Raw genomic sequence first — 23,133 nt, 5'->3', positions numbered from 1 at the left:
GCAGCGGGGCCCCTTCGTCTGTTCTCAGGAGTGGGATTCGAGAACCAAGGGGCACCGGGTGCCCGTGAAGATGCTGGCCGCGCACCGATTGCAGTGGATGCACAACGACCGGGTGTCCCTGTCCCGCTGGATCTGTGCGATCAGATCGGGCTCGCGCAGCAGTGCTCGGGCCATCGCGACGAACTCGAAACCCTCGCGCATCGCGACCTGCATTCCGTCGAGATCGGTGATGCCGCCGAGCAGCACGAGCGGCAGGTCGAGCTCGTCGCGGAACTGACGGGCGTACTCGAGGAAGTACAGCGGTTCGTACGGATAATGCTGGAAGACGAAGTTGCCGAACATCTTCATCCCGAGTTGCAGGATCGGAATCTGTGTCTCGGCCATCTCGCGTAGCGGTACGTCGCCGCGGAACAGATACATGGGATTGAGCAGCGACGAACCGCCGGTGAGTTCGAGTGCGTCGAGGTGACCGTCCGATTCGAGCATCTTCGCGAACGGCAGGGACTCGTCCAGCCAGAATCCCCCGGACACTCCGTCGGCCATGTTCATCTTGGCCAGCACAGCGATCTCACCGTCCGCTGCCTCCGCAACGGCGGCGAGGATGCGGCGGGCGAACTCGGCACGGTTGGCCAGGGAGCCGCCCCAGCGATCCTTGCGGCGGTTCACCTTCGGGCTCAGGAACGAACTGGCGAGGTAATTGTGTCCGAGGTGGACCTCGACTGCATCGAATCCGACCTCGCGGGCGTATCGTGTCGCCTCGCCGTGCGCGGCAATGATCCGCCGGATGTCGTCCTCGCTCGCCTTCCTGTCGATACTCATGGACAGGGGATTCGGGCGCGCGGAGGGCGCCAGCGAGGGGAGCCCGTTCGATCGGGAGTTGGCCACGGGACCGGCGTGGCCGATCTGTGCCGAGACCTTCGCGCCGGTGGCGTGCACGGCGTCGGTGAGACGCCGGAGCCCGTCGAGCGCCTCCGGGCGCCAGTAGATCTGATCCTTCTCGGTCCGCCCTTCGGGCGCCACGGCGAGGTAGGCGACGGTGGTCATTCCGACGCCTCCTTCACCGACCCTGACATGGAAGTCGATGAGCCGGTCGCTGACCAGGGCGTCGGGGCTGGCACCCTCGAAGGTTGCGGATTTGATGACTCTGTTGCGCAGTGTGATCGGTCCGAGGCGGGCAGGCGCCAGTGGATCGACCGTAGGAACGGACGCTGGTTCGGGGTGGACTGTCGACATGGTGGTCTCCGGGTTCTCGGGCTGTGAGAGGACTTTCGGGCGTCCGGTGTTGATTCAGGCGGACTGTGCCGACGAGCGGGGAACGATGTCCATCCAGCGCAACATCGCGTCGACGGCGTCGGCGGGATCCCCGTGTGCGCCCTCTTCGGCCCACTCCGTCAAGGCTGCGAACGATGCGGCCTGGTATGCGGTCGCCAACGCGCGCGCGACCGCTGCCGGCACTTCGGGGACTCGCCGGCCGATGTAACCGGCCAGCTCGATGATCCACGGCTGGTACGCCTCCGACGCCATCGCGGCCAGTTCGGGTGTGCCGGCGATGAGACGGAGCCAATCAGGCCCGACTCGCTGGATGCGCGGACGATGCGAGACCGATTCGACGATCGCGGTGCGCACCGCGTCCGTCAGTGGGGCAGTCTCGGAGGTGGCGGACAGAGATGCGCGCAGGCGCTCGGTCGCAGGGGTGACACCGATCCAGGCGATCGCGGATTTGACGGAGAAGTGCCTGATGAGGGTGCGGGCGCTGACCCCGGTCGCTTCGGCCAGGTCGTTCCAGCTGGTGTCGGCGTATCCCTGCCGGGACCAGAGGTGGAAAGCCGCCTCGGCGATCGCTTCGGGGTCGATGACCGACGGTCGGCCGCGCCTGCGTCCCACCGTCGATCCGGTGTATGTCCTTGGAAGTTCGGAGGATTCCTGACGCACATACGCAGAACACCATTTTTGTCCTATTATGTCAAATATCAGCCGCCGGGAAGGCCGGCGTGCGGGGACGGGAGGAGACGGCATGGGCGTCTATGTGGTGACAGGATCTGCTTCGGGCATGGGGCGTGCCGTCGCAGAACAACTTCGCGCCGCCGGGCACACCGTCATCGGTGTCGACGTCAAGGAGGCGGAGGTCGTCGCCGACCTGTCGACGCCTCAGGGCAGGAAGGGCGCCATCGAGAACGTGCTCGAGGCCGCCGAAGGCCGGCTGGACGGCGCCGTGCTCGCTGCGGGTCTCGGCCCGGCGCCCGGCCCGGAACGCCCCCGGCTGATCGCGGAGGTCAACTACTTCGGGGTCGTCGACCTGCTGACGGGCTGGCGGTCGGCCCTCGAGGCAGCGGGCAACGCCAAGGTCGTCGTGTTCTCGAGCAATTCGACGACCACCACGCCCGCGGTTCCGGGCCGGACGGTCAAGGCGTTTCTGAACGGCGATGCGGACAAGGCAGTCCGATCGGTCCGGTTGTTCGGCAAGGTTGCGCCGTCGATCATCTACGCGGCTTCGAAGATCGCCGTCAGCAGATGGGTGCGCCGCACCGCCGTGCGACCCGACTGGGCGGGCGTCGGTATCCGGCTCAACGCTCTGGCGCCGGGAGCGATCATGACACCGCTGCTGGAGAAGCAATTGTCCACGCCGTCCGAAGCGAAGGCGATCCGCTCGTTCCCCGTGCCGGTCGGTGGCTTCGGTGATGCCGGACAACTTGCTGCGTGGGCGGTCTTCATGCTGTCGGACGCCGCGGATTTCCTGTGCGGCAGTGTGGTGTTCGTCGACGGCGGTTCCGACGCGTACTTCCGTGCCGACGACTGGCCCCGGTCGGTTCCGGTTCGTCAGCTCCTGTCCTATCTGGTTCGGTTCCGTCGATCGGGGAGGTAGCCGACGTGACCTCCCGCACAACGGGAGGGAACGGTCCGCCCGTGCGAGCTGCGGCATAACTTCGGAGTGGTTCGACGAGAAGTCCGAGCACACAGACGAACAGGCAGCAGGAACCGATATGACACAACGACTGACCGGACGTACGGCTCTCGTGACAGGGAGCAGCCGGGGTATCGGCCGGGCGATCGCGCAGCGTCTCGCATCCGAAGGTGCCACCGTAGTGGTCACCGCTCGTTCCATGTCCCCTTCCCGGTCGGTTCGGGACGGACAGGAGCATGTGCTCGCGGGCACCCTGGAAGAGACGGTGCAACTGATAGAACAGGCCGGCGGTCGCGCGGTTCCGATCGCGGCCGATCTCGAGGACCGCGACCAGCGCGCGGGACTGATCGACGCAGCGGTGGACGCCGTCGGCGGCCTCGACATCCTGGTCAACAACGCGGGTTTCGCCGATTACTCCTCGATCGAGAAGATGAGCGAGGAAACGTTCGACAGGACGATCGAGCACTACCTGAAGGTCCCGTTCCTGCTCTCGCAAGCGGCGATTCCTCACATGCGCAAGTCCGGTTCCGGGTGGATCGTCAATATCGGTTCGTCGACCGGCATGAGCCCGATCCGGCCGTTCCGTGAATACAACAAGACCTCCGGCGACGTGATCTATGCGTCGGCGAAGGCTGCCCTGCATCGATTCACGCAAGGCCTCGCCGCAGAACTCGTCGACGACGATATCGCCGTCAATGCTGTCGGTCCGTCCACGGCGATCATGACCCCGGGTGCTGCCACGCTGCTGCCCGAAGGCTACGAAACCGAGCCGCCGGAGTACCTGGCGCAGACCGTTCTCGAGATGTGCACCCTTCCTGCGGCCGAACGTACCGGTCTGGTCGGTTTCAGCCTGCACTTCCCGTGGTCGCAGGGAATACCGGTCAAGAGCCTCGACGGCAGGGACGAACTGCCTCGCCGCGAGCCACCGGCCTGGTGCAATCCCAACATCGCCGAGGACGGACTGAGGGCATGACGATGCAGTCGAACGGTGCGCGGGAACGTTTCTGCCGGGGCGTTGCAGTGGTGACCGGCGCAGCCGCCGGCATCGGTGAAGGTCTGGCGCGGCACCTCTCGTCGCTGGGAATGACGGTCGTCGTCTCGGACATCGACGGAGATCGCGCTGTGAAGGTCGCGGACGATATCGCCGCTTCGGGAGGCAAGGCGGAAGCCTGTGCCGTCGACGTCGCAGACCCCGACGCCGTCGAGGCGATGGCGAGCGAGATCTTCGATCGTCACGGCAGCGTCGAGCTCCTGGTGAACAATGCCGGCATCGAATCGTCCGGCCTGCTGTGGGAGATCGACCGGGAGCGGTGGCAGCGGCTGATGCAGATCAACGTCGACGGTGTCTTCTACTGCCTTCGATCCTTCGTCCCGCGGATGATCGCCGCAGGAACTCCCTCGTGCATCGCCAACCTGTCCTCGGTGGGTGGGCTCAATGCCGTTGCGGTGCAATCCCCGTACATCGTGAGCAAGCACGCGGTACTGGCGATGACGGAGTGCCTGCATCAAGACCTGGCCATCGTCGGTGCCCCGATCCAGGTGAGTGCCGTGATCCCGCATTCCATCCGGAGCGAGATCTTCCTGTCGGCTCAGCGAGAGGCGCCCACGGACAATCCGACGGCGAACGCGGTGTTCGCTGCCATGCAACGCGACAACGTCGAGAAGGGACTCGATCCGCTCGTCGCCGCCGAGCACATGATCGAGCAGATCGCGCGCGGCGAGTTCTGGGTCCACTCCGACGACGACCTGTGCATCGCCGCGATGCATCGACGCGGACAACAGCTTCTCGATCTTTCGCCACCGGCCGATCCTCACGCCATGCTCACACGCATGGGCATCACCGTCGAGCACGGGGCATGACAGGGGCTTCGTGTCCGATTCCCGCGTGATGGGACGTTTCGTAGGACGATGGGCATTCCGGACCATAGGGTGAAATATGGCCGAAAACAGCTGGAGCAGAGAAGAACTCGAGAACGCATATCAAAACTGGCACGCCACGGTGAATCGTGCGGGTTCGGGGGAGGGAAGCTGGCGGGATTTCCTCGAACTGTTCACCGAGGATGTCGTCTACCACGAGCAGATGGCCGGCGTACTCGAAGGGAGAGAGGGTATCTGGAAATGGGCAGAGCCGAGCCTCGCCCAATTTCCCGGCTCCCACACGGTCTCCTTCCCCGAGCACTTTCATGTGATCGACGAAACCAACGGCACGATCGTGGCCAAGCTCGACAACGTGATGAGCGATCCCGGTGATGGCTCGGTGTGGGGAGCGCCCCATGTCAGCATCTTGACCTACGCCGGGAACGGCAGGTTCTCCAGACAAGAGGACATCTACGACGTCACGAGTTTCCTCGACCTGATCAAGGCCTGGGGGCGACGTGCAATGGAACTGGGCACGTTCGACGCCACCCAGCGCGCCTGGTTCGCGCAGGTCTACCCCGAGACCGTCCCCTCGTCGGCGGCCGACCGATGAGTGGCGGAGGCGGGAGCACGACCGAATCGGTACGAGAGATCACCCTCGATCCGGCGGAGCGCGCGCTTGCGATCCGGGAGATCGAGAATGTCTTCGCCGCGCGGCTGCGCATCATGGACACCAAACAGTGGGACCTGTACGGCAGCGTGCATACCGAAGATGTCGTGAGCGAGACCTTCGGTGCTGCGGTCGGCGACGGGTCGGCGCGGCGGCCGGCGGTGGTCGGACGGGATGCACTGAGGCGCGCGATCGAAGGTGTTCTCGACGGACCTGTTCCGGTGACCAGCGTGCACCACGGGCATGCACCGGAGATCACATTGACCTCGGACACGACGGCGACCGGTGTCTGGGCGATGGAAGACAAGTTGTGGTGGCGCAACGGCTCGACCGAGGAACACCTGCACGGATACGGCCATTACCACGAGACGTACCGCAGGGTCGACGGTGTGTGGCTGATCGCGTACAGGACCCTGACGCGTCTGCGCGTCGATCACACCCCCGGATTCTTCGACTATCGGTCTCGATCTCCGCAGGAGTAACTCATGAACGAATCGACCCTCACTCCGGGCACCGTCAGCGCCCTCGTCGCAGCCTGGTGGTTCCACTACGACGAATGGAATCCCGTCGAGTTGCGGGCCTTGATGGCCGACGACATCGCCTTCACGTGTGCGAGCGACACGGGTACCACCGACTACGAGGATTTCATCCGCGTCGATGTGCGCGGAGCCGACGACGTGATGGCATGGAAGGACGATCACCGGCGCAACAGCCCTTATCCACTGCGTCACAACGGCACCAATGTGTTCGTCACCGGCGTCGCGGACGGAGAGGTCGAGTTCTCGTCCTACATCTTCGTGACGAAGATCGTCGCGGGAAAGCCGTTCGCTGTATCGAGTGGCATCGTGCGCGGCAGCATCCGGGCCACCGAAACGGGACCGGTCTTCAGTGCTGTACATGTCGTACTCGACACGCAGGAGTCGGTGCGCTACGCCGATCATCCCGTGGGAGCGTCCACCCCAGCGGTCTGATCGGATCGGATCCGATAGCGGCCGGAACCGGCCCCACCCCTCCGTCGACGAAACGAGAACGAAGATGCCGCTGTCTCCCGACGCCCAGCGAGTGGTCGACAACTCCGCAGCGCGTATGGCGAAAGCCATGCACGAGACACCCGTTGCGGAACTACGCGCCGCACTCACCGCGAGCGCCATCCCGGTGGTGACACCCATTCATCAGAGTCGGGACGTGGTGGTTCCCTCCGCGGGGGGCGGTGTCCGGGTGCGTATCTACCGGCCGTCCGATGATCCGGGATTGCCGGTGGTCCAATGGATGCACAGCGGGGGCTTCGCCGTCGGGAATCTCGATCAGAACGAGGAGTATCTGCGGAAACTGAGCATCGCATCGCAGGCCGTCATCGTCTCGGTGGACTATCGCCTCGCCCCGGAACATCCGTGCCCTGCCGCACTCGACGATTGCCGGGAGGTGTGGGAATGGATCACGTCTGCACCCGATGAGCTTCGGTCCGTCGACGTGACCAGAGCGGTCCTCGCAGGCGAAAGTGCAGGTGGGGCGCTGTCCTTCGCGTTGTCTCAGCAACTCCGGGACGAGGGGCTCCCACTTCCCGCCGCGCAGATCTCACTCTACGGCACGGCGGTGATGGAAGTGACCAATCCGGAGCACGCCACGGCGCTTCTGTCCCCCGAGGACTGTTACTGGTTCTGGGGCATGTACGTGCCCGACCCCGCCGACCGGAATTCTCGGCAGGCGTCTCCGGGCCTCGCTCCCGACCTCGGTGGCCTGCCGCCGGCCCTCGTGGTCACTGCCGAGATCGATCCCACCCGCGACGGGACCGAAGAGTACGCGCGACGTATGCAGGAGGCCGGTGTGCAGGTCGACCTGCGACGGTACGAGGGCATGATGCACGGCTTCGCGACCATGACGACCGTGCTCCCCGCAGCGAAGGAACTGTTCGATCAGATCGTCGACTATCTCGCCGAAGTCTTCACGCGGCAGAGATGATCCGGACATTTCCGGAAAACCGAGCACCTGACCTCGTACTCTCCCGGTGATCGGGATCACGGGCCGCACGGCCCGGAAACTGACCTACCGTCCCGCAGACAACCACATGAAGGAGACTGCCGATGGCGACGACACCCCTGCCGGCCGTGACCCCCGCCCGCGACACCACTGTGGACCTGCTCGTGATCGGGTCCGGTACCGGCATGGCCGCCGCACTCACCGCGCACGAAGCGGGACTGTCCACCCTCATCGTGGAGAAGTCGGAATACGTCGGCGGCTCCACCGCGCGTTCGGGTGGTGCCTTCTGGGTGCCGGCCAATCCCGTTCTGGTGGAGTCGGGTTCGGGAGACAGCGTCGAACGCGGCCACACCTACGTCCGGTCGGTCGTGGACGGAACGGCGCCGGTCGAACGGGGTGAGGCCTTCGTCGACCACGGAGTCGAGACGGTCGAGATGCTCCGTCGCACCACACCCATGAAGCTGTTCTGGGCGAAGGGCTATTCCGACTACCACCCGGAACTGCCCGGTGGGTCGGCGGTCGGACGCAGCTGCGAGTGCCTGCCGTTCGACATGTCGGTGCTGGGGGAGGAGCGTTCGCGTCTGCGCCCGGGGCTCATGGAGGCGGGCCTGCCGATGCCCACCACCGGAGCCGACTACAAGTGGATGAACCTCATGCTCCGCGTGCCGCACAAGGGTTTTCCGCGGATCTTCAAGAGGCTCGCGCAGGGTGTCGCGGGGCTCGCGGTCAAGCGTGAATACGTCGCCGGCGGGCAGGCGATCGCGGCGGGACTGTTCGCGGGTGTACTGCGAGCGGGCATTCCCGTGTGGACCGAGACGTCGCTGGTGCGTCTGATCACCGAGGGTGACCGGGTCACCGGTGCCGTCCTCGAGCAGAACGGACGCGAGGTGACGGTGACCGCGCGCCGCGGAGTGGTGCTCGCCGCAGGCGGTTTCGACCACGATATGGCGATGCGGCGCAAATTCCAGTCCGAGCGTCTGCTCGACAACGAGAGCCTCGGCGCCGAGACGAACACCGGTGATGCGATCAAGGCGGCACAGGAGATCGGTGCCGACCTGGACCTCATGGATCAGGCGTGGTGGTTCCCGGCAGTCGCACCGACCCGGCCGGGCAAGCCGCCGCTGGTCATGCTCGCGGAGCGGTCGCTGCCCGGTTCGTTCATCGTCGATCAGAGCGGCCGACGCTTCACGAACGAGTCGTCGGACTACATGTCCTTCGGGCAGTTGGTGCTCGAACGTGAACGCGCCGGTGATCCGATCGAGTCGATGTGGATCGTCTTCGACCAGAAGTACCGCAACAGCTACGTGTTCGCGGCCGGGGTGTTCCCCCGTCAGCCGCTGCCGGAGGCCTGGTACAAGGCGGGTGTCGCTCACCGCGCCTCCACCGCGGAAGAACTTGCGGCCTCGATGGGCGTGCCGGTGGAGAACTTCGCCGCGACCTTCGGCAAGTTCAACGACGATGCCGCTGCCGGAACGGATTCCGAGTTCGGCCGTGGGAGCAGCGCCTACGACCGCTACTACGGTGATCCCACCGTCCAGCCCAACCCCAACATGCGGCCCCTGACGCACGGACCGCTCTACGCCGTGAAGATGACCCTGAGCGATCTGGGCACCTGCGGTGGCGTGCGCGCCGATGAGCGGGCTCGGGTCCTGCGCGAGGACGGCACGCCGATCGCCGGTCTCTACGCGATCGGCAACACTGCCGCCAATGCGTTCGGCCACAGCTATCCCGGTGCCGGCGCCACGATCGGGCAGGGACTGGTGTTCGGGTACATCGCGGCGCGCGACGCGGCATCGCCGGACGCGCCGGTCGCCTGAGCGAACGGTTCGAGAGGTAGGGAGGGCATGTGACGATCACGAACGGGGACGTCCGTCCCCTCCCTACCGTGCTGTCCCTCTGGGGAACCGGGCCTCGTCTCGACGATGCTCGGGTGGACGAAGTGGACATCGTCTTCTTCGCCCCACCTGCCGGCGACACGCTGGGATGCCGGGCCCGGGAGCATCGCGACGAGGAGTCCGGCCGGGTCGACCGGACGCTCGGATACGTCGACGAGGTCGGGCGAGTCGTCGCCGAGGTCTTCGTGTCCGGATCCGTGCATCCGGGCGGTGGGCGCGGTGAGGTCGATCCGCTCGCCGGTGAGCTCCTGCATTCGGTCGCCGAGCGGTTCGACCTCGCCGATGTGCGGCGGATCCGGATGCGGTTCCGCGGACACCCGGCGGGTGTCGCATCGCCGAGTTGGTCCGCAACGGTGCTGCAGCAGTACCGCACCGATCACGAACGCGTCGAGGACGTCGCGCTCGTCGGCACGGATTCGTCCGGATCCGTGGTCGCTCGTGCCTGGGTGACCGTCGCGGCCGATTCGTAGAGCACCCGCCGGTCCGGCGGGCGTATTCAGTACGGGTCGTACCGGATGTTCTCCGCCGGCGTGCCGGTCTCGACGAGCCGCTGGGCGGTGGTGCGCACCATCGCCGCAGGCCCGCACACGAGCACCTGGTGGTCGCCGAACGCGCCGTAGGACGTGACGACCTCGTCGATGCTGCCCTCGAGCAGTTCGTCGGGGTCGGGCCCGAAGTCGCCGATCTGCGACGCGATGCGGTCGAACCAGGGATCGGGGAGGTCGGGGATCTCGAGGGTCTCGACGACCGGCACCACCGTCAGCCAGGGCAATGCCTCCGCCAGCAGGGTGAGCATGTCGGCGGCGTAGAGGTCGCGGGGATTGCGAGCTCCGGTGAAGAGGAAGGTGCGCGGCGGTGCCGGTCGCCGCGCCACATCGAGCACCAGTGAACGCAGCGGTGCGAGTCCTGTTCCGCCGGCGACCATGATCGCGATGCGCCCGGTGTCGTCGATGTGCAGGTCGCCGCCGCGGGCCGCACCGATCTGCCACACGTCGCCCGGTTGTGTCTCGGCGACGATCGCCCCACTCACCCAGCCACCCGGGACCGTGCGCACGTGGAACTCGAGTTTGCCGTCCATCGACGGCGGCAGCGCCGGGGACAACCGGCGGGGCAGCGTGGGCCGCTGCGGCACTGCGACGTCGACGTACTGGCCGGGGCGGAAGTCGACGATCGCGTCGTCGCATTCGAGCCGGACGACGGCGAGATCGTGCCGCAAGCGGTGATGTTCGACGACGGTCGCGGAGACGGCCGTCTCGGTCTCGGTCGGTGACGGCGTGGCCGACTGCATGCGTGACCCCCGGTGGTGTGCTGTGGTGTGCCCGAACGGCGTCGTCGCCGGTTGTGCCAAGACTCTAGGCGAGAAAGCGCCGGATGGGCATAGTGGAACGTGTTTCAGTTTTTGCTCCGGACCGGTTATCGTGGCCCAGGGTGGGTGATGGGCACCACAGGCGGGGACGCCGCCGGGCGCTGTCACACATCGGACCGTCACAGCACACCGGAAGGACGACCATGCCCGAGGAGTACGCCGACCTCTACCGTCCCGCATTCACGCCAGACCTCCTCATCACCGCGCTCGACCGCAGTGCCGACCGACCCGCCCTCCACCTCGGCGACGTCGTCCTCACCGGAGCCGAGATGCGCGCTGCCATCAGCCGGTTCCAGCAGGCGCTCGCCTCCGTCGGCGTAGGGCAGGGCTCGGCCGTGGCGATGTTGTCGAAGAACCGGCCCGAGGTGCTCATCTCCATGGGTGCCACGATGGTCGCCGGATGCCGCAACTCGTCACTGAACCCCATGGGCTCGCTGTCCGACCACCTCTACATCGCGACCGACGCCGAGATCGAGACCCTCGTCTTCGACCCCCGCCACTTCGAGGAGCGCGCCGCGGAGCTGCGCGAGCAGGTGCCGACCCTGAAGAACCTGTTCTCCCTCGGTCCGTCCTCGGTCGGCACCGACATCCTCGCCCTGTCGGACCGCTTCACAGAGCAACGGCTCGTGTCGGCGCCCGTCGACATCGAGGACACCTCGTCCATCGTCTACACCGGCGGCACCACCGGGAAGCCGAAGGGTGTGATGGGGTCCTTCCGCTCCGGAGCGGCGCTCAACCAGATCCAGATGGCCGAGTGGCAGTGGCCCGACCAGCCGCGTTTCCTGATGTGCACACCGCTCTCGCATGCCGGCGCGGCCTTCTTCGTCCCCACCCTCCTGCGCGGCGGATGCCTGTACGTGCTGCCGCACTTCGATCCCGCGCTGGTGCTCGAGGCGATCGAGAAGCACCGGATCAACGCCACCATGCTCGTGCCGACGATGATCTACATGCTGCTCGATCATCCCGACTTCGACAGCCGCGACCTGTCGAGCCTCGAAACGCTGTTCTACGGAGCATCGGCCATGTCGCCGTCCCGGCTGCGCGAAGGAATCGAACGTCTCGGTCCGGTCTTCTTCCAGTTCTACGGGCAGTCCGAATGCGGCATGACGATCTCCGTGCTGCGCAAGGAAGAGCATCTGCCCGACGATCCGGGCCGCCTCGCGTCGTGCGGGCGTCCCGTGCCGTGGCTCGACGTGCGCCTGCTCGACGACGACCTGAACGAGGTGCCGCAGGGCGAGCTGGGCGAGATCTGCGTGCGTGGCCCGCTGGTGATGAAGGGCTATCTGAACAAGCCCGAGGAAACCGCGGAGGCACTGCGCGGCGGCTGGCTGCACACCGGCGACGTGGCGCGGGCGGACAAGAACGGTTTCATGACGATCGTCGACCGGAAGAAGGACATGATCGTCACCGGCGGGTTCAACGTCTTCCCCCGGGAGATCGAGGACGTCATCTCCTCGCACCCCGCGGTCGCCTCCGTCGCGGTCGTCGGTGTGCCCGACGCGAAGTGGGGTGAGGCGGTCAAGGCGTGCGTCGTACTCCGCGACGGGCAGTCGGTCCCCGCCGAGGAACTCATCGAGAAGGTGCGCGCCGCGAAGGGCTCGGTGCACGCACCGAAGTCGGTGGACTTCCTCGACGCGCTGCCTCTGACCCCGCTCGGCAAGCTCGACAAGAAGACCTTGCGCGCGTCCTATCGGTAGCGGGCCGGGGATGGGTGAACTCCCGACTTCCACTGCCGATGGCCTCCTGACATACTCCCTCGCATGGTGAACGGGGGACCCCAGCGGGTCGAGGTGCGGTTGGCTGTCGAGTATCGGGGTTCCGGGGCGTCGAACACTCTCGGCGACGGCGCGATGCGACCCGTGGAGCCCATCCCTCCCGTCTGCCCCCGGCACGGTGAACCGGAGATCAATCGTGTCCGGGTGACGGTCGCGTCCGATTCGTCGGAGCCCCGGGGCGGGGCGAACAAGCTCGGATCGGCTCTCGAGGCCGCCTACACCGTCCAGGTGGCCGCACTCGACTGGCCCGTGTGCGCGAGATGTGTCGCGGTCCGCACGCGCTGGCAGATCGCGGCCGCCGCGACGTGCACGGTCCTCGGGGTCATCTTCCTGGCGCTGGTGTTCGCCCTTGTGCAGGGTGCTCCGAAGATCTACGGCCTTGCGCTGCTCACCGTCTTCGGTCTGTCCTTCCTGCCGATCTACGTCGCGCTGCGTGTCCTCGAACCGCGACGGGCCTCACTGGGTCTGAGCGTCACCGAGGACGGTTCGGAACTGGTCGTCTCGCAGGCGCATCCGGAGTTCGCGCGGACGGTCGCGGCGCAGCGGACGACATAGTCTCCCGGTTGGTGCCCGGCACGGGTCACAGCGGGTCGAAGCTGATGTTCTGGCGCGGGGTGCCGACGGCCGAGAGCGCGTACAGCGTCGTCCGGATCATCGACGGCGATCCCGCGATCTGGATCTGACGGTCGGCCCACGCGCCGAACTGCCCGGCCACCTTGCCGAGTTTGCCGAACATCGGCCGGTTCAGTCCGGGAGGTGGTTCCTTCACGGGAACCGGATGCCACCAAGGGTTTTCCGACTCCTCGAGCACCGGCACGATCGTCAGCCACGGATTGGTCATGGCGATCTGCCACAGGGTCTCGAGATCGTACAGATCGCACGGATACTTCCCGCCGTAGAACAGGTGCACGCGCGGATTGTCGCCGCGCATGGCCATTTCCATGATCTGGGCGCGCATCGGCGCGAGACCGGTGCCGGAGGCGATCATCAGGACGTCCTGCCCGCTCTCGCGGTCGATGTGCAGGCCACCGAGCGGCGGGCCGATCGTCCACCGGTCACCCACCGCGGTCTCGCCGACGAGGGCGGGGCTCACCCATCCGGTGGAGACGCGTCGCACGTGGAATTCGATCTGCCCGTGCGGGTTCGGCGGGATCGCCGCGGAGAGATAGCGCCACATGTGGGGACGCTGCGGGATCTGGACGCTCATGTACTGGCCCGCGTGGTAGGGGATCGGGCCGTCGGTCTCGAGCCGGATGATCGCCAGATCGGGGAGGACTCGCTCGTGGCCCACGACGGTCGCTCCCCACGAGGCGGGCAGGTCGTCGGTGGCGGCGGCCGTCGCCATCGTCTCGACGAGCCGATCGATCACCTCGGCCCAGGTCCGTTCGAGCGCCGCCGTCCACAGGATCAGCGGGGTGCATTCCCGGACGGCGAGGAGCAGTGCGTGTCCGGCGACGCGGTAGTGCGCGGGTTCGACACCGTACTTGCGATGATCGCGGGCGAGCTGTGACAGGAACTTCTCGACCGTGTGCGGTTCGTGGAGACGGCCCACGACCCAGCCGACGGCGGTTGCGAACCGGCGCCGCATGCTCTCCATTCCGGCGGGGAACAGTGCGCGGATGCCGGTGGACTCGGACCACAGGGAGGTGTAGAACGCGCCGGCGAAACGTTCGGCGCCGGTGGGGGTGGCGATGATCGAGGCGAAGCTGAGCTGAACCCGGGCGATGGCGAAAGCCTCCACGCCATCCTCCCTGTAGCCGTCCTGCGCGAACGCCGTCACTGTAGTCGCTCGCGTGACGGCGAGCCACTCCCGGTGCCTCCGCCGCAGCAACATCCGTTGGTGTGATGCGAGTCACGTAACTCATGAAAGTTGAGTGGAACAAACTCAACTAGTGAGGCGTTGGAGAGATCGACATCGCAGAGTCCTGTCCACCGGACAGGATCGACTGCAGAATCGACATGGGTGCACTCGACTGCGCGTCGGGGTGCACGCGAGAACGAAAGGGGCGCGCAGTGGACTCGTTCAATCCGACGACCAAGACCCAGGCCGCACTCACCGCTGCACTTCAGACGGCGTCCGCTGCGGGCAATCCGGAGATCCGTCCGGCCCACCTGCTGGTGGCGTTGCTCGACCAGGAGGACGGCATCGCCGGTCCGCTGCTCGAAGCGGTCGGTGTCGCACCCGCCGCCGTCCGGCGGGAGGCCGAGGAGCTCGTCCGCCGGCTCCCGCAGACCAGCGGTGCGACCACCACACCGCAGCTCGGTCGTGAGGCCATCGCGGCGATGACCGCGGCGCAGAAACTCGCCACCGACCTGACCGACGAGTTCGTCTCGACCGAGCACGTACTCGTCGGCCTCGCCAGTGGCGACTCCGACGTGGCGAAGCTCCTCGCGGGGCACGGCGCGACGCCGGCCGCCCTGCGGGAGGCGTTCACGACCGTCCGGGGCAACCGCCGCGTGACCAACGCCGATCCCGAGGCCACCTATCAGGCCCTCGAGAAGTACTCCACCGATCTGACCGCTCGGGCGCGCGAAGGCAAGCTCGACCCGGTGATCGGCCGCGACAACGAGATCCGTCGTGTCGTGCAGGTGCTCTCGCGGCGTACCAAGAACAACCCCGTCCTCATCGGTGAACCCGGCGTCGGCAAGACGGCGATCGTCGAGGGCCTCGCCCAGCGGGTCGTCGCCGGAGACGTGCCCGAGTCGCTGCGCGGCAAGACCGTCATCTCGCTCGACCTGGGGTCCATGGTCGCGGGCGCCAAGTACCGCGGTGAGTTCGAAGAACGGCTCAAGGCGGTGCTCGACGAGATCAAGGACTCCGCCGGGCAGATCATCACCTTCATCGACGAACTCCACACCATCGTCGGCGCCGGCGCGACCGGCGAGTCGGCGATGGACGCCGGCAACATGATCAAGCCGATGCTCGCCCGCGGTGAGCTGCGCCTGGTCGGTGCGACGACCCTCGACGAGTACCGCAAGTACATCGAGAAGGACGCCGCGCTCGAACGCCGCTTCCAGCAGGTCTTCGTCGGCGAACCGAGCGTCGAGGACACCGTGGGCATCCTGCGCGGACTCAAGGAACGCTACGAGGTCCACCACGGCGTGCGCATCACCGACTCCGCCTTGGTGGCAGCCGCGACCCTGTCCGACCGGTACATCACCTCGCGTTTCCTGCCGGACAAGGCAATCGACCTCGTCGACGAGGCCGCCTCCCGGCTGCGCATGGAGATCGACTCGCGTCCCGAGGAGATCGACACCGTCGAACGCATCGTGCGTCGCCTCGAGATCGAGGAAATGGCACTGCAGAAGGAGAGCGACGAGGCCTCGAAGGAGCGTCTCGAGAAGCTGCGCGCCGAACTCGCCGACGAACGCGAGAAGCTCAGCCAGCTCACCACGCGCTGGCAGAACGAGAAGACCGCGATCGACTCCGTGCGGGAGATCAAGGAACAGCTCGAATCCCTGCGCGGGGAGGAGGAGCGCGCCGAACGTGACGGCGACCTGGGCAAGGCCGCCGAACTGCGCTACGGCCGCATCCCCGAACTGGAGAAGAAGCTCGAGGCCGCGGCCGCTGCCTCGGGTGCCCCCTCCGGTGGCGACGTGATGCTCAAGGAGGAGGTCGGCCCGGACGACGTCGCCGATGTCGTCGCGGCCTGGACGGGTATCCCCGCCGGTCGCATGCTCGAGGGTGAGACCGCCAAACTGCTGCGCATGGAGGACGAACTGCGTCGGCGGGTCGTCGGCCAGGACGTTGCGGTGCAGGCCGTGTCCGACGCGGTGCGTCGCGCCCGTGCCGGAGTGGCCGATCCGAACCGCCCCACCGGATCGTTCCTGTTCCTCGGCCCGACCGGTGTCGGCAAGACGGAGCTTGCCAAGGCACTGGCGGACTTCCTGTTCGACGACGAACGCGCCATGGTCCGCATCGACATGTCCGAGTACAGCGAGAAGCACTCGGTGGCCCGGCTCGTCGGTGCACCTCCGGGTTACGTCGGTTACGAGGCCGGCGGTCAGCTCACCGAGGCCGTGCGCCGCCGCCCGTACACGGTGGTGCTCTTCGACGAGGTCGAGAAGGCTCATCCGGACGTCTTCGACACCCTGCTGCAGGTACTCGACGACGGCCGGCTCACCGACGGCCAGGGACGAACGGTCGATTTCCGCAACACCATCCTGATCCTCACGTCCAACCTCGGTGCCGGTGGCGACAAGGAGCACGTGATGGCGGCGGTGCGCGCGGCCTTCAAGCCGGAGTTCATCAACCGGCTCGACGATGTCGTCATCTTCGACCCGCTCTCGGAAGAGCAGCTCGAGAAGATCGTCGACATCCAGCTCGACCAGTTCGCCGAGCGCATGTCGGCACGGCGGCTGACGCTGGACGTCTCCGGTACCGCGCGGTTCTGGCTCGCGGTGCGCGGCTACGACCCGCAGTACGGTGCACGCCCGCTGCGTCGCCTGATCCAGCAGTCCGTGGGCGACCAGCTCGCCCGGAAACTGCTCGCAGGTGAGATCAAGGACGGCGACACCGTCCACGTGGGCGTGAGCGAGGACGGCGACCACCTCGTGATCAGCGCCTGACGGCACCCGTGCGCGTTTCCGGCAGCTCCGACTGCCGGAAACGCGCACGGCCTACTCTGGAGGGCGCTATGACGAATCCTCAGGATCCGCGCACCCCGCAGGAACGGGCCTACGCGCTCGACGAGTCGTCGAGCGAGCAGGACGCCGACGCCACCCGGGTGCTGCACACCGACGACCCGACCCAGGCGTACGGACGCCCGGTGAGCAACCCGACCGTGGCGTACACGCAGTACGACCAGTGGGGTCGCCCGGGTGAGGAATACCGAGCCACGCAGGCCTATCCGATTCCGCAGGATCATCAGCCCACGCAGGCTCATCCGGTCCCACAGGATCATCAGCCCACGCAGGCTCATCCGGTCCCACAGGGCTACCAGTTCTCCCAGGGTCATCAGCCGACACAGGTGTTCCCCGGCTACCAGCCGATGCAGGGACCACCCGACGCGCCCACGCCTCCCGGTCAGGGATATCCGCCGGCGGGGCCGGTCCCCGGGCAGGAGCCCGGCACGTCACCGCGCGGACCGCGCTGGGGGCTGATCGCGCTCGCCGCCGTCGTTCTCGTCGCCCTCGGCGGCACCATCGGCTTCCTGCTCAGCCGTCCCGACGACTCCGCCTCGCGGGTCGCCTCGGACCGGAATCCGGCGACCCTCGCTCCGCAACCCCCGGCCACTCTTCCGGCGCCGGACGACGAGTCCACCGAACCCGGACTGCCTCTCGACGGGCTTCCGGGAGGACTCGGCGAGGTCATGGGCGATGTGGGTGCGGTCGTCGGCACGATCACGGCGAACGACGGCGGGAGCATCACGCTCTCGGTGATCGGAGGTTCCGCCGTCACCGTCGCACTGACCCCCGAGACGGAGATCATCACGCTGTCCGGGAACACCGCGGACAGCCTCGAGGTCGGTTCGACCGCCGTGGCGACGGGCAGCTCCGTCGAAGACGGGAGGATGACGGCAGAGACCGTCGTCAGCGCGTCCATCCCGTCCTTCGACGGACCGGGCGGATGAACCGCTAGGCTGACTCGACGATGACTGTCATGTGGTTCGCTCTGGCGGCGGTCGCGCTCCTCGGCGCGGGCGCCCTGCTCTACGTCGACCGGACACGGCGGGAACAGTCGGGTCGTATCCGGGAGATCTGGGCCAAGGCGCAGGGTTACAAGTACACCTCCGCCGAGGACCACCTGCCGTCCACCTGGCACCGTGCCGCGCTGGCCAAGCAGGAATATCTGGGCGCGATCGACGTCGTGCGAGGGGTCCGTCGCGGCGAGGAGTTCGTCCTCTTCGACATCGAGGAGACCGCCACGATCGTCGCGGTCCGTCGCAAGGTCGGTTCGGACGTCGACATCGACCTGCGACTCAAGTCGACGCCGCCGCCGAAGGATCCCGACATGAACCTGCTCGGTTCGATCGGGCCGCGCATCGTGTTCGCCACCGACCTCGAGATCGCGCGCCGTGTATGCGATCAGCGGATGGTCGCGTTCACCGAGTCCATCCCCGACCACGTGCAGATGTTGTGGAGCGAAGGGGAGTGGACCCTCGGGTCGATCCCGATCGGCAGCACCGGACGCGAATGGGATTCGGCGATCGAAACCGTCGCCCGGCTCTCCGGTATCCTGCACGTGCTGCCGCCCGTCGTCGAACCCGACGAGCTCGATCGCGGTATGCAGGATCCGGGACGCCCGTCGGCGCAACGCTGAAAGGTGGTCGCGACCACCGCGCGTCAGTAGGGTGACGGCCATGACTTCCGCCCGACCCGTCGCGCTCGTGACCGGACCCACTTCGGGAATCGGTGCCGGCTTCGCCCGCACCCTCGCGAGTCGCGGATACGACCTGGTGCTCGTCGCCCGCACACGTCCCGCTCTCGATCGGCTCGCCGACGAACTGCAGCAGCGCTACGGCTCGTCGTCCGAGATCGTCGTCGCCGATCTCGCGACCGTCGAGGGTCGCGACCGAGTGGTCGAGCGCCTCGGCCGCGGGGTCGACATGCTCGTCAACAATGCCGGTTTCGGCACGCACGGCGAGTTCTGGACCGCCGACCCCGCGCTGCTGCAGGCCCAGCTCGACGTCAACGTCACCTCCGTGGTGGCCTTCACCCGTGCCGCGCTGCCCTCGATGATCGAGGCGGGCAGGGGCGACATCGTCAACGTCGCGAGCGTGGCCGGCCTGCTGCCCGGCCGCGGTTCGACCTATTCCGGCAGCAAGGCCTACGTGGTGTCGTTCACCGAGGGACTGGCCGGTGGACTCACCGGTACGGGTGTACGCGTGCAGGCCCTGTGCCCCGGTTTCGTCCGCACCGAGTTCCACCAGCGCGCCGGGATCGACATGTCGTCCACTCCGGACCTGTTGTGGCTCGACGTCGACGAGGTGGTGCGCACCTCCCTCGCCGATCTCGACAAGGGCAAGGTGCGCAGCATCCCCGGGGCGCAGTACAAGGTGCTCGCCACAGCGGGCCGGCTCGTGCCACAGAATCTCGTGCGGAAACTGACCAACACTTTCGGCAACGGTCGCGGCCGCACCTGACCTGCCCCGGAGGGAGCCGGCGGTGATCCCAGGTCACGGTACGGACACACCGACGCGGACACGCCGGGTGCAGTCTTCGGCCCGAAAGTTCGGCTCGGTACATTCTGCCCGTGACGTCTGTGGCTGTGGTGATCTGTGTTGCTGTCGTGATAGCGGTGGTGCTGTGGATGCGAGCAGGTGTGCGTCGCCTCCGGACGCTCCAGCAACGACACCGTGAGAGTCTGCGCCTGCTCGTCCACGAACTCGACGACCGGTACGACCTCGTGCCCGCGCTCATCGCGGCATCGGCGGGTGCCGGCGTCGAGCGCGAGCGCATCCGGCCGGTCGTGGGGGCCCGGTCGCTCGCGATCGGTGTGCGCGATCAGCGCCTCGGCCTCGCCGAACGCGCCGGTGCCGAGAACGCGCTCTCCGCGACGCTGCACGAGCTCATCGGAGGACTCGACGGGGTCTCGCACTGGCCGTTCATCCGGGTCGCCCGTGAACTTCAGCTCCGCGAACAGCGGCTCGCCGGTGCGGTGCGGGTCTACAACGACCTCGGGCGCACACTCAACACGGCGATCGGCCGGTTCCCGACCTCGCTGTTCGCGAAACTCGCCGCGATCGGTCCGGTCGCACTGTTCGAGGCGCCCGCGCCGATGGCCGCACCCGCAACCGGATCCGAGGGCGCGCCCGTCACCGGAACGCCCGTTCGGTCCCAGGCCCCGGCACCCTCCGGCACCGCCGCCGCATAAGCGGCGACTAGGCTCTTTCCCCGACAACGAGCGCGACCGGAACAGGGCCGCGACGACGACCGACGGGTGAGGACACAATGAGTGACCGCGACGAACTGGCAGCACTGGTACGCGAGCTGGCGGTGGTGCACGGCCGTGTGACCCTCTCGTCCGGCAAGGAAGCCGACTACTACGTCGATCTGCGCCGGGCCACCCTGCATCACAAGGCAGGCCCGCTCATCGGCTCGCTGCTGCGTGAACTCGTGTCCGACTGGGACTTCGACGCCGTCGGCGGGCTGACCATGGGTGCCGATCCGGTCGCCCTCGCCGTCATGCACGCCCCGGGTCGTCCCATCGACGCCTTCGTCGTCCGCAAGGCTGCCAAGGCCCACGGCATGCAGCGGCAGATCGAAGGACCGGATGTCACCGGCAAGCGTGTGCTCGTCGTCGAGGACACCACCACCACCGGCAACTCCCCGCTCACCGCCGTCAAGGCGCTGCGCGAAGCCGGCGCGACCGTCGTGGGTGTCGCGACCGTCGTCGACCGCGCGACAGGCGCCGACCAGGTCATCGCCGCCGAGGGAGTCGAGTACCGTTCCCTGCTCGGGCTGGCCGACCTGGGTCTGGCCGACGAGTAGTCGCGTGGCCGCGCGGGTCCGGCAGACCGTCACGCATCTCGCGGACGGACGGGAGCTGATCTACTTCGACGATACCGAGCCGTTCGTCTCGGGTGCCGCGACCCGCGAGCTGCACGACGGGCGCGACCTGCCGTCCGTTGCCGCAGCCTCCGAGCTGCGCCGCGACCCGCTCACCGGAGAGTGGGTGACCTTCGCGGCGCACCGCATGGACCGCACCTTCCTGCCCGCCGTGGCGGACTGCCCGCTGTGCCCGAGCCGTGCGGGTGCGGCCACGGAGATCCCCGCCCCCGGCTACGACGTCGTCGTGTTCGAGAACCGGTTCCCCGCGCTCGGGACGCCGTCCGGCGAGGGAGATCTCGTCGACGGTGAGCCGCTGTGGCCGCGCCGCCCGGCGACCGGTCGTTGCGAGGTCGTCGCATTCACCCCCGAGCACGACGCGCGGTTCGCCGATCTCGCCCTGCCGCGGGCGCGCACCGTCATCGATGCGCTCGCCGCCCGCACGGCCGCCCTGTCGCGCCGGCCGGAGGTGCGCCAGGTCTTCTGCTTCGAGAACCGGGGAGTGGAGATCGGTGTGACACTGCAACATCCACACGGGCAGATCTACGCGTACCCGTTCGTTCCGCCGCGTTCGCAGACCCTGCTGGACCGTTCTCGCGAACACCGTTCCCGCACCGGCAGGTCGCTGCAGCACGACATCCTCGACGCCGAACGACGGGTCGGAGAGCGCATCGTGTGGTCGGGTGAGGCGTGGTCGGCCTACGTTCCCGCCGCGGCACGCTGGCCGGTCGAGGTGCATCTCGTCCCGCACCGCGAGGTGCCGGATCTCGCTGCCCTCGACGACGGCGAACGCGACGAACTGGCCGTCGCCTACCGCGACCTGCTCGGACGGGTGGACCGGTTCTTCCCCGGAGTGGGCCGCGCTCCCTACATCGCGGCGTGGCATCAGGCCCCGACCGGGGCGGAGCTGGGGGAGATGCGCCTGTTCTGCCAGATCTTCTCGTTGCGGCGGGCCCCGGACAAACTGAAGTATCTGGCCGGATCCGAATCCGCGATGGGGGCGTGGATCAGCGACACCACACCCGAGCGGATCGCCTCACGACTGCGTGAGATCGCGACGTGAAGGCCGGGGAAGCCGCCCGAGCGGTGTTCGAAGCGGAGTTCGGATCCGAACCCGAGGGATGCTGGTGTGCACCCGGCCGGGTCAACCTCATCGGCGAACACGTCGACTACGCCGGCGGCCTGTGCCTGCCGATAGCCCTCCCGCAGGTCACCACCGTCGCGATGCGCCGTCGCGCCGACGGCCGGCTCCGCATCCGCAGCTCCGGCTTCGATCCCGTCGACATCGATCTGCGCGACCGGCAGATCGACGGCTGGGCCGCCTATGTCGCCGGAGTCGCCTGGGCACTCGAACCCCCGGGATTCGCCGGTGCCGACATCGCGATCGCCTCCGAGGTGCCGGTCGGGGCGGGTCTCTCGTCGTCCGCCGCGCTCGAGACAGCGGTCGCAGTCGCCCTCGCCGACCTGTGCGGTCTTCCCCTCGACGACGAGGGCCGCGAACGGCTCGCCGAGGCGTGCGTGCGCGCGGAGAACGACTACGCAGGGGCACCCACCGGTGGGCTGGACCAGCGGATCGCCCTGCACGGACGGGCCGGGCACGCCCTCCTGCTCGACTTCGCCGACGGCACCAGCGATCACATCCCGTTCGACGCCGGAAAACAGGGATTGACGGTGCTCGTCGTCGACACCGGAACAGGGCACCGGCTCGCCGACGGCCAGTACGGACAGCGCCGCCGCGAGGTGGAGGACGCCACCAGGCTCCTCGACGTCGGATCGCTGCGCGAGGCCCGGTCGGCGGAACCGATCGCCGACCCGCTCCTGCACCGCCGCGCCCGGCACGTGATCGGTGAGATCTCCCGTGTCCGTCAGGCCGCCGAGTCGCTGCGGGCAGGCCGGATCCGCGATCTCGGACCGCTGCTCGATGCCTCGCATCGCTCCTTGCGGGACGACTTCGAGGTCAGCTGCCTCGAACTCGACACCGCCGTCGACGCGGCCGTCGCCGCCGGGGCTCTCGGTGCCCGGATGGTCGGGGGAGGCTTCGGTGGGTCGGTGATCGCTTTGTGCGAGGACGCGCGTGTCGACGACGTGCGGCAGGCGGTCGCCGATGCCGCGGCGCGCCGCGACCTTCCGGCGCCTGCCTTCCTGCGTGCCAGCGCCTCCGGTGGTGCGCGCCGCTGCTGACCGTCCCCGGTACTGTGCGC

Annotated in this window: 23 protein-coding genes; 19 read left to right on the top strand and 4 right to left on the bottom strand. The window is 67.7% G+C overall.

Annotated elements, in window-relative coordinates:
- Positions 1 to 24: 24 nt before the first annotated feature.
- Positions 25 to 1,233 (bottom strand): NADH:flavin oxidoreductase, encoded by a 1,209-nt coding sequence (locus MOM01_RS07335; RefSeq protein ID WP_241384754.1) that lies wholly within the window; start codon positions 1,231 to 1,233, stop codon positions 25 to 27.
- A 54-nt stretch (positions 1,234 to 1,287) separates the two neighbouring features.
- Complete coding sequence (locus MOM01_RS07330; RefSeq protein ID WP_241384753.1) at positions 1,288 to 1,884, bottom strand: TetR/AcrR family transcriptional regulator; 597 nt, start codon at positions 1,882 to 1,884, stop codon at positions 1,288 to 1,290.
- A 130-nt stretch (positions 1,885 to 2,014) separates the two neighbouring features.
- Here MOM01_RS07330 and MOM01_RS07325 point away from each other — a divergent pair, with 130 nt between their 5' ends.
- The 9 genes from MOM01_RS07325 to MOM01_RS07285 all read left to right on the top strand — a co-directional run bounded on the left by MOM01_RS07325 (position 2,015) and on the right by MOM01_RS07285 (position 9,771).
- On the top strand, positions 2,015 to 2,863 hold the full coding sequence (locus MOM01_RS07325; RefSeq protein ID WP_241384752.1) for an SDR family oxidoreductase: 849 nt from the start codon (positions 2,015 to 2,017) through the stop codon (positions 2,861 to 2,863).
- A gap of 118 nt (positions 2,864 to 2,981) precedes the next feature.
- The gene (locus MOM01_RS07320) at positions 2,982 to 3,875 is read left to right on the top strand and encodes an SDR family NAD(P)-dependent oxidoreductase (RefSeq protein WP_241384751.1); all 894 of its coding nucleotides are present in this window, start codon (positions 2,982 to 2,984) and stop codon (positions 3,873 to 3,875) included.
- Positions 3,872 to 4,762: an SDR family NAD(P)-dependent oxidoreductase gene (locus MOM01_RS07315; protein ID WP_241384750.1), complete on the top strand. Its 891-nt coding sequence runs from the start codon at positions 3,872 to 3,874 to the stop codon at positions 4,760 to 4,762. The genes MOM01_RS07320 and MOM01_RS07315 overlap by 4 nt, the downstream gene beginning before the upstream one ends.
- Positions 4,763 to 4,838: 76 nt before the next feature.
- Complete coding sequence (locus MOM01_RS07310) at positions 4,839 to 5,372, top strand: nuclear transport factor 2 family protein (protein ID WP_085469076.1); 534 nt, start codon at positions 4,839 to 4,841, stop codon at positions 5,370 to 5,372.
- The gene (locus MOM01_RS07305) at positions 5,369 to 5,911 is read left to right on the top strand and encodes a nuclear transport factor 2 family protein (RefSeq protein ID WP_241384749.1); all 543 of its coding nucleotides are present in this window, start codon (positions 5,369 to 5,371) and stop codon (positions 5,909 to 5,911) included. The genes MOM01_RS07310 and MOM01_RS07305 overlap by 4 nt, the downstream gene beginning before the upstream one ends.
- Positions 5,912 to 5,914: 3 nt before the next feature.
- On the top strand, positions 5,915 to 6,400 hold the full coding sequence (locus tag MOM01_RS07300; RefSeq protein ID WP_241384748.1) for a hypothetical protein: 486 nt from the start codon (positions 5,915 to 5,917) through the stop codon (positions 6,398 to 6,400).
- Between the two features lie 64 nt (positions 6,401 to 6,464).
- Positions 6,465 to 7,388, top strand: coding sequence for an alpha/beta hydrolase (locus tag MOM01_RS07295; RefSeq protein ID WP_241384747.1), 924 nt, complete (start codon positions 6,465 to 6,467; stop codon positions 7,386 to 7,388).
- Positions 7,389 to 7,510: 122 nt separating this feature from the next.
- Positions 7,511 to 9,223, top strand: coding sequence for a 3-ketosteroid-delta-1-dehydrogenase (locus MOM01_RS07290; RefSeq protein WP_241384746.1), 1,713 nt, complete (start codon positions 7,511 to 7,513; stop codon positions 9,221 to 9,223).
- A 29-nt stretch (positions 9,224 to 9,252) separates the two neighbouring features.
- A complete protein-coding gene (locus MOM01_RS07285) occupies positions 9,253 to 9,771 on the top strand; it encodes a hypothetical protein (RefSeq protein ID WP_241384745.1) in 519 nt (172 codons plus the stop codon).
- Positions 9,772 to 9,797: 26 nt separating this feature from the next.
- On the opposite strand, the gene MOM01_RS07280 is transcribed toward MOM01_RS07285, so the two are convergent.
- Complete coding sequence (locus MOM01_RS07280) at positions 9,798 to 10,589, bottom strand: FAD-binding oxidoreductase (RefSeq protein ID WP_241384744.1); 792 nt, start codon at positions 10,587 to 10,589, stop codon at positions 9,798 to 9,800.
- Positions 10,590 to 10,810: 221 nt separating this feature from the next.
- Between MOM01_RS07280 and MOM01_RS07275 the strand changes: the two genes are divergently transcribed.
- Positions 10,811 to 12,364, top strand: coding sequence for an AMP-binding protein (locus MOM01_RS07275; RefSeq protein WP_241384743.1), 1,554 nt, complete (start codon positions 10,811 to 10,813; stop codon positions 12,362 to 12,364).
- 63 nt (positions 12,365 to 12,427) lie between these two features.
- Positions 12,428 to 12,997: a hypothetical protein gene (locus MOM01_RS07270; RefSeq protein WP_241384742.1), complete on the top strand. Its 570-nt coding sequence runs from the start codon at positions 12,428 to 12,430 to the stop codon at positions 12,995 to 12,997.
- Between the two features lie 25 nt (positions 12,998 to 13,022).
- On the opposite strand, the gene MOM01_RS07265 is transcribed toward MOM01_RS07270, so the two are convergent.
- Positions 13,023 to 14,183, bottom strand: coding sequence for an FAD-binding oxidoreductase (locus MOM01_RS07265; RefSeq protein WP_241384741.1), 1,161 nt, complete (start codon positions 14,181 to 14,183; stop codon positions 13,023 to 13,025).
- Between the two features lie 272 nt (positions 14,184 to 14,455).
- Between MOM01_RS07265 and clpB the strand changes: the two genes are divergently transcribed.
- The 8 genes from clpB to galK all read left to right on the top strand — a co-directional run bounded on the left by clpB (position 14,456) and on the right by galK (position 23,113).
- Positions 14,456 to 17,011 (top strand): ATP-dependent chaperone ClpB, encoded by a 2,556-nt coding sequence (clpB, locus tag MOM01_RS07260; RefSeq protein WP_241384740.1) that lies wholly within the window; start codon positions 14,456 to 14,458, stop codon positions 17,009 to 17,011.
- A 68-nt stretch (positions 17,012 to 17,079) separates the two neighbouring features.
- Positions 17,080 to 18,015 carry a hypothetical protein gene (locus MOM01_RS07255; RefSeq protein WP_241384739.1) on the top strand — a complete coding sequence of 312 codons (936 nt, stop codon included), beginning with the start codon at positions 17,080 to 17,082 and terminating at the stop codon, positions 18,013 to 18,015.
- Between the two features lie 29 nt (positions 18,016 to 18,044).
- Positions 18,045 to 18,704, top strand: coding sequence for a hypothetical protein (locus tag MOM01_RS07250; protein WP_241385110.1), 660 nt, complete (start codon positions 18,045 to 18,047; stop codon positions 18,702 to 18,704).
- A 40-nt stretch (positions 18,705 to 18,744) separates the two neighbouring features.
- Positions 18,745 to 19,527 carry an SDR family NAD(P)-dependent oxidoreductase gene (locus MOM01_RS07245; RefSeq protein WP_241384738.1) on the top strand — a complete coding sequence of 261 codons (783 nt, stop codon included), beginning with the start codon at positions 18,745 to 18,747 and terminating at the stop codon, positions 19,525 to 19,527.
- Positions 19,528 to 19,637: 110 nt separating this feature from the next.
- On the top strand, positions 19,638 to 20,258 hold the full coding sequence (locus tag MOM01_RS07240; protein WP_241384737.1) for a LemA family protein: 621 nt from the start codon (positions 19,638 to 19,640) through the stop codon (positions 20,256 to 20,258).
- Positions 20,259 to 20,335: 77 nt separating this feature from the next.
- Complete coding sequence (gene pyrE / locus MOM01_RS07235) at positions 20,336 to 20,875, top strand: orotate phosphoribosyltransferase (protein ID WP_241384736.1); 540 nt, start codon at positions 20,336 to 20,338, stop codon at positions 20,873 to 20,875.
- Between the two features lie 4 nt (positions 20,876 to 20,879).
- Entirely contained in the window at positions 20,880 to 21,995 is a 1,116-nt protein-coding gene (galT, locus tag MOM01_RS07230) for a galactose-1-phosphate uridylyltransferase (RefSeq protein ID WP_241384735.1), read from the top strand.
- Entirely contained in the window at positions 21,992 to 23,113 is a 1,122-nt protein-coding gene (gene galK / locus MOM01_RS07225; RefSeq protein ID WP_241384734.1) for a galactokinase, read from the top strand. Before galT ends, galK begins: the two co-directional genes overlap by 4 nt.
- The last annotated feature ends 20 nt before the right edge of the window (positions 23,114 to 23,133 follow it).

The organism is Rhodococcus sp. CH91 (assembly GCF_022554085.1).
Taxonomy (GTDB): Bacteria; Actinomycetota; Actinomycetes; order Mycobacteriales; family Mycobacteriaceae; genus Rhodococcus.
This window is presented reverse-complemented; position numbering and strand designations above follow the sequence as displayed.

What these genes read in the sequence shown, in the direction of transcription:
- MOM01_RS07255 (WP_241384739.1), top strand. Translation starts at nt 17,080, where the DNA reads ATGACGAATCCTCAGGATCCGCGCACCCCGCAGGAACGGGCCTACGCG.
- MOM01_RS07270 (WP_241384742.1), top strand. Translation starts at nt 12,428, where the DNA reads ATGGTGAACGGGGGACCCCAGCGGGTCGAGGTGCGGTTGGCTGTCGAG.
- MOM01_RS07280 (WP_241384744.1), bottom strand. Translation starts at nt 10,589, where the DNA reads ATGCAGTCGGCCACGCCGTCACCGACCGAGACCGAGACGGCCGTCTCC.
- MOM01_RS07300 (WP_241384748.1), top strand. Translation starts at nt 5,915, where the DNA reads ATGAACGAATCGACCCTCACTCCGGGCACCGTCAGCGCCCTCGTCGCA.
- MOM01_RS07245 (WP_241384738.1), top strand. Translation starts at nt 18,745, where the DNA reads ATGACTTCCGCCCGACCCGTCGCGCTCGTGACCGGACCCACTTCGGGA.
- MOM01_RS07295 (WP_241384747.1), top strand. Translation starts at nt 6,465, where the DNA reads ATGCCGCTGTCTCCCGACGCCCAGCGAGTGGTCGACAACTCCGCAGCG.
- MOM01_RS07320 (WP_241384751.1), top strand. Translation starts at nt 2,982, where the DNA reads ATGACACAACGACTGACCGGACGTACGGCTCTCGTGACAGGGAGCAGC.
- MOM01_RS07250 (WP_241385110.1), top strand. Translation starts at nt 18,045, where the DNA reads ATGTGGTTCGCTCTGGCGGCGGTCGCGCTCCTCGGCGCGGGCGCCCTG.
- MOM01_RS07325 (WP_241384752.1), top strand. Translation starts at nt 2,015, where the DNA reads ATGGGCGTCTATGTGGTGACAGGATCTGCTTCGGGCATGGGGCGTGCC.
- MOM01_RS07335 (WP_241384754.1), bottom strand. Translation starts at nt 1,233, where the DNA reads ATGTCGACAGTCCACCCCGAACCAGCGTCCGTTCCTACGGTCGATCCA.
- MOM01_RS07305 (WP_241384749.1), top strand. Translation starts at nt 5,369, where the DNA reads ATGAGTGGCGGAGGCGGGAGCACGACCGAATCGGTACGAGAGATCACC.
- MOM01_RS07315 (WP_241384750.1), top strand. Translation starts at nt 3,872, where the DNA reads ATGACGATGCAGTCGAACGGTGCGCGGGAACGTTTCTGCCGGGGCGTT.
- MOM01_RS07310 (WP_085469076.1), top strand. Translation starts at nt 4,839, where the DNA reads ATGGCCGAAAACAGCTGGAGCAGAGAAGAACTCGAGAACGCATATCAA.
- MOM01_RS07290 (WP_241384746.1), top strand. Translation starts at nt 7,511, where the DNA reads ATGGCGACGACACCCCTGCCGGCCGTGACCCCCGCCCGCGACACCACT.
- MOM01_RS07275 (WP_241384743.1), top strand. Translation starts at nt 10,811, where the DNA reads ATGCCCGAGGAGTACGCCGACCTCTACCGTCCCGCATTCACGCCAGAC.
- pyrE (WP_241384736.1), top strand. Translation starts at nt 20,336, where the DNA reads ATGAGTGACCGCGACGAACTGGCAGCACTGGTACGCGAGCTGGCGGTG.